At 66.8% G+C, this 2,064-nt stretch carries 3 protein-coding genes; all 3 read right to left on the reverse strand.

Translation table 11 applies throughout. The annotated features are described in order from the left end of the window. Complete coding sequence (locus tag GA615_RS27175) at nt 1-207, reverse strand: hypothetical protein (protein ID WP_152054491.1); 207 nt, start codon at nt 205-207, stop codon at nt 1-3. 80 nt (nt 208-287) lie between these two features. Then, a complete protein-coding gene (locus GA615_RS27180; protein WP_152054492.1) occupies nt 288-1,250 on the reverse strand; it encodes a hypothetical protein in 963 nt (320 codons plus the stop codon). Between the two features lie 497 nt (nt 1,251-1,747). After that, the coding region (locus GA615_RS27700; RefSeq protein WP_161602611.1) for a hypothetical protein at nt 1,748-2,064 on the reverse strand (317 nt) is incomplete at its 5' end.

Here is a 2,064-nt window from a genome sequence, read left to right on the forward strand (position 1 = left end):
TCAGCGACGGCCGGATTGTGAATCAGACCGCCAGAAGGACTCACGCTGCGTGGGTGTGAGGCGTCGATAGGCCTCCTGGAAGAGGATCTCCAGGTCGCTGGCCTCGTAGTCCGGGTCGCCGGCGTTCCCGCCATGGTCGCTCGCCGCCCGGCGGATGGCGTCGAAGAGTTTCTCGTCGGCCGTCTCGGTCGTCGACTCGTCGGTCATGGACCGTCCTTCTTGTTGAGAGTTGCCGGATTCAGTTCGTTGAAGGCGGCCCGCCGGGCACGACGCCCGGCGGGAAAGTCTCAGTGATAGCCGTTGGCGGCATCCAACCCATCAGTGCGGCGCCGTCGCCGCCGCGGCGGGGCTTCGGGGACTGCGTCGTCATCCCACTCGTCGAAGGGGATGTCGATCGACCCCAGGCCCAGGTCGGGGATGATGCCCGCGATCGGCCCGGCCACGAGCTCGGCGTGCACCGGCCGATAGAGCCGGTGGAGCAGCCGGTCGTTCCCCTCGCCGGGCTGGTCGGCGGCCCACCGCCAGGTGAGGACCTGGCTCGTCACGATGATGACGTCGCCCCTCGCGTGGACGAACGACAGCCCCTTGTGGGTGTACGACTCGGGGCGGAAGCGGACCGTCCGGCCCCGCACGTTGACCCAGCTGACCCGGTGGGTGCCGATCCGGTGGATCGCCCGCCAGACGTCCTGCTCGTCCTTGCCCAGGTACTGGTTGTAGATCGAGACCAGCTCCCCGAAGTACGGGTAAAGCTCGTCGATCGGCAGGCGGTCGGCCTGCTCGGGGGTCGGCAGCTGGGCGATCCCGCCGCGGAATCGGCGATTCGTGGCCGCCTCAGCCTCGGCCCGGAGCCGTTGCTGCTCGGCCTCGTGCGCGGCGGCTTGGGCCCGGTTGTATTCCAGCTCGGCGGTGCGCCGGCTCATCTCGACGGCGTAGTTGTTCTGCTGCAGCTGTTGCGTGAAGGCGGCCAGCATCTGCTGGTTGGCCTTCTCGGCGTCGATTCGCCGTTGCTCGGCCGTCTCCACGATGCTGCGCATCATTCGGGTCTGCTCGGCCATGAAGGCCATCAGGGCCTCCATGCCGGACGCATCGGCCTTCGGCGGCGGCTCCTGGGGCTTACCGTTGAGCCAGGCGTCGATCGGGTCCCCGGCGTACTCCTTGAAGAATCCGACACGCGCCCGCGCCTGGTCGTCCTTGATTAAGCTCGGGTTGAGGTCCGAGAGCCACGCCACAATCCGGTCGGACCGAAGCATGATGTGTTCGCGACGCTACTGATCGCAGGGGACCTGCATTCCAGTTTGATAACCCAGCTCGAAGTTACGTACTGTCCTGAGGTTAGGTCGCGGTACTGCGGCGGCCAGGCGACGGGTATCGATTCGCAGGCCTTCTTGGCGAAGATCCACGCATGGCCGAGTGGCCCGTTGCGGACCCCCGGGAAGGCGGTGGCGAAGATCGTCCCCTCGCCGATAAGGATGTCCTCGACCTTCAGACTCGGGAACTCCGCGGCTTCGAAGGTCTGGACCGTCGGGATTGCGGGGAGGTTTGCGTCCTCAGGGGTGCGGCTTTCGCTGTTGCCTTGAGTCGCGTCGTTCGTGTTCGTCGTGGAGGAGCGGAAGAATGGGAAACTCATGGAGGGACCCTTGACGGCAAATGTGCCAGTCGGGCACATTTTGAGAATGACGAAGCGCCGCAAGCCCTCGCCGCGGCAGGTAAGGATCCCCGCGGCGTGCCGCCGCGCGGTGTATGCTCGTCAGTCCCGATCCTGGAACCAGGCGTCGAGGATGTGGCGGGGATAGGCGTGAACCGCCCCCCATTGCTCCGAAGGCACGTCCTTGATCAGGATGTCGTGGGCGCGGCAGTGGGCGGCGATGCGGCGGCCGTGCGCCGCCAGCACCGCGTGCGAAAGGCTCAATCCTTGTGTGCGGCTGTAGCCGACCAGCGAGATGTAGTTCGTGTCGTCGGGCAGGGTCGCCATCGCGGTCGTGGCTTGGGCGAGGGCTTCCGCGGCGTCTTGCCTCGCCGAGGCAGCCTCGCGCTCGGCCGCGACGATTCGCCGTTCGTGATTGA

The organism is Tautonia marina, assembly GCF_009177065.1.
Classification (GTDB): Bacteria; Planctomycetota; Planctomycetia; order Isosphaerales; family Isosphaeraceae; genus Tautonia; species Tautonia marina.